The organism is Microcoleus sp. B9-D4 (assembly GCF_036705105.1).
In the GTDB taxonomy this organism is placed as follows: domain Bacteria; phylum Cyanobacteriota; class Cyanobacteriia; order Cyanobacteriales; family Microcoleaceae; genus Microcoleus.
The window spans coordinates 1-2,953 of record NZ_JAUBTS010000144.1; the positions used below are offsets into that span (position 1 = coordinate 1).

Genomic DNA, 2,953 nt, shown 5'->3' on the forward strand with positions numbered 1-2,953 from the left:
AAGGGATTGATTTGTCGCCACATAGACATTGCCAGCACAAACACTCCCGCCGATGCGAGTACGAGTGCGATGAGTTGAGAGATGTCAACCCAGTCTAAAAAGCTGGTGGAAGTCTGGCGGGTAAAACCACACACAGGAAATGAACCGTCGTTAGTCCAATCAAGGGTGTCTACAGTGTCTACAGCTTGCGGGTTAAGCGGTTCAGGTGTGGTGTCTACAGTGTCTAGTGGTATGTCTAGCGCTGTGTCTACAGTGTCTACATTCACTGTGTCAAGCGATTCACCGTCAACAATGTACAGTTCTAGCAGTGCTTCCCACGTAGCAGTTTTGCTAAGCTTCCCGAACTGTCTGGCGTCTTCATTGGTGAAGCCACGGTCATAGGCGATCGCCCTGAGTTGGTCAATGCGACGGTAGCTGACGGTAGGTTTAGTCATGGTAAAACCCCGTCAACTCAATCATTAAGAGTTGCGATCGTCCGTTAGGACAATCGGCTGAAAGTGGCATAATTTATAGGCTCCAAACGTTGAGATAGAACGATTTGGGGAAGTCGTGGTTTGGCTAGCATTGCAAGTGCTCGTCAACCGCGCAACAATCTTCCTTAGTTACTCACGATTGCAGACTTCCACTTCCTTGTCAACACAGAAAGTGTAAAGTTTTATGTCCCAAAAATTGCCCCTAGAATCAACATCCTAACAGCATCAAAGCGGGCGTAAATGCTCCAAAATCTTGCTGTCTAAATACACAGCATTAATTACCCTTTCCGACGTATCGCACCATTTAGCCACAACCGCACTCGGTACACCCTTGCCAACCTGTTCACTAATAAAAGTATCCCGGCAAGAGTAGGGGGTAGTAGTCTTACAATCCTGTTCGTGTTGCCTGGTTTTTTCAGTAATCGGGTCAACCAATTTATGCCATACCTGCTTACTGAAATTGTTGTAATTAATCGCCCCGCCCTTGATAGGTGATGGAAATACCAACCTATCCTTGTCAGTCAGATTTTGTGGCTTGAGACCTTTCAACAACTGAACCAGTTCTTGATTGCAAGGAAATTTACGCCGCTTGTTGTTTTTGCTGCCATCAACCCTTGTCTCCTTTCCGCTTGGATGCTGTATACTCCCGTTGAACACAATGTGAGAAAAGTCAGGGGCAATGTCGCACCACCTCAACCCCACAGCTTCCGAGGGACGGCATCCAGTCATCAGCCAGAACTGCACCATAGGGTAGTAAAAACAAAACTTTTGCCCGGTTTCTCCCCTCCCATTCCAAGTCCCTCTGTGGTTCTTAAAAGCCTCCAATACCAGCTCTTTTTCTTCTGCTGTAAATGCGTTCGGCTCTGGGTCACTTTCCCAGTTATGCTTAGGCAATTCCGCTGCCAGCCCCTCAAACGGGGATACGGTTAAGCCCTTGACAATCTTGAATTTAATCCCCCATTTCACCGCTGCATTTAGGTGAGTCAAAATCCTTTTGGTCATGCTGTTAGTCGTATCCTCCAACAGCCAAGCGCGTACCTGCAAAGCACAGTCCTCTGATAGAGGCTGGTAGGGGCAACGGTCAACATAGCTTTGAATGCCTGTCACCAAGTAGTTGAAAGTTGTGGCTTTGAGTGCTGGCTTCTTGAATTCCAAGTATTTAGCAAACAACTGAGTCAGTGTCAGTTCCGGCTTAGGCTTGACTGTCTCAATAACAGTCAGGTGAGTCTGTGACTTGTACTTCTTGAGTGTGGGGTCAAACCGTTCAAACTTGATATCGGATTCAATTAACTGTGCTTTGGCTTCTGCCAGTTCCCAGTTCTCAGGGGTATCTGCCATCCCCAAAGATAGATATTTCTGCTCTCCCCCGTACAAATGTCTTGGCAGTTGTAACCGCAGTCTCCCCTCGCGAGTTGCTACCACCACAGAACCGCAAGAAGCTTTGTTGCCCGATTTAGGAGTTTTAGTCATGTATTTTTACTCAAACTCGATCGACCAATTTTACCAAGATTGACTACGGTTTGACTACGGTTTGACTACGGTAACAGCGGACGCCAAAAACATTGTTTAAAGAATCCTTACTGTGCAAACAGTTTAGCGATTCCTCCCTACCGCCTTCCAAGCTAATTATGCGGGTTCGATTCCCGCTGCCCGCTTGCGTCTATAAAAACCTCAAACCAACGACAAATCAACGGTTTGAGGTTTTTTATTGCTCAGAATACGGCTAAGTCAGGGGTCTAGTTGACTAGAAATTGAATACAAATTGAATACAATCTGCCTTGTTTGAATACAAATTGAATACAATCCATACCTAGACTAGGCTTGAGCCGTACTCTTCCGCCAGAAGCCCCAGAATAGCGTTGATATCAGCCAAGTCCGCCCTCGACTTTTTGCGCTGCGCTTTTAACTGGTTAAGCAAGTCGGCCGGTTCTGGAAAATCTGCGACGGTCGGAGCCGAGTTTTTATTTGCTTCCCGATCGCGCCGCACTTCCCTGAGTTCTTGCTCCAACATCTGCACCTTCAGTCCCAAATCGCCATTGCGCTCGTGTAACTGATTCAGTTCTGCATCCCACTCTGTAAGTTGCTTGTTGGCCGCTTTCAATTCAAGCCTGAGCGATTCATCGTTGCCATCACTCAGGCTCTCAATTTTCCCAGCCGTTCCTCAATCCCTGCTAATTTGGCCGCTAGCAGTGTGTCTAGCTTAGTGTCTAGCAAATTGTCTAGCACTGGTTCGATGTCCGAAATTTCGGACACCTGTGTTTGAGGTTGAGTTGGCGGCGCTGCTATTGTCTGGTTGGCTGCTTGCTCTAAAGTTCGCACCACCCAAGCGTTGACGCTCAATCCCTCTGCTGCTGCGACATCTTTAATACAGCACTTCCGGATGTTATGAGGTACAGTAGCAGCAATTAGGGCTTGCTGAATCAGTGTCAAAAGGTTACACCACCAGGATTAAGAGAGCGGACGATCAATAATGGTGCAAG

4 protein-coding genes are annotated in these 2,953 nt (G+C 47.3%); all 4 read right to left on the minus strand.

Going from position 1 to position 2,953, the window contains the following annotated elements:
• Positions 1 to 434: hypothetical protein (locus tag QUB24_RS33070; protein WP_333157798.1), on the minus strand; the 434-nt coding region annotated here is incomplete at its 3' end.
• A 264-nt stretch (positions 435 to 698) separates the two neighbouring features.
• Positions 699 to 1,943 carry a tyrosine-type recombinase/integrase gene (locus tag QUB24_RS33075; protein WP_333157799.1) on the minus strand — a complete coding sequence of 415 codons (1,245 nt, stop codon included), beginning with the start codon at positions 1,941 to 1,943 and terminating at the stop codon, positions 699 to 701.
• 340 nt (positions 1,944 to 2,283) lie between these two features.
• On the minus strand, positions 2,284 to 2,574 hold the full coding sequence (locus QUB24_RS33080; RefSeq protein ID WP_333157802.1) for a flagellar alpha dynein: 291 nt from the start codon (positions 2,572 to 2,574) through the stop codon (positions 2,284 to 2,286).
• A gap of 32 nt (positions 2,575 to 2,606) precedes the next feature.
• Complete coding sequence (locus QUB24_RS33085; RefSeq protein WP_333157803.1) at positions 2,607 to 2,903, minus strand: hypothetical protein; 297 nt, start codon at positions 2,901 to 2,903, stop codon at positions 2,607 to 2,609.
• Positions 2,904 to 2,953 lie beyond the last annotated feature (50 nt).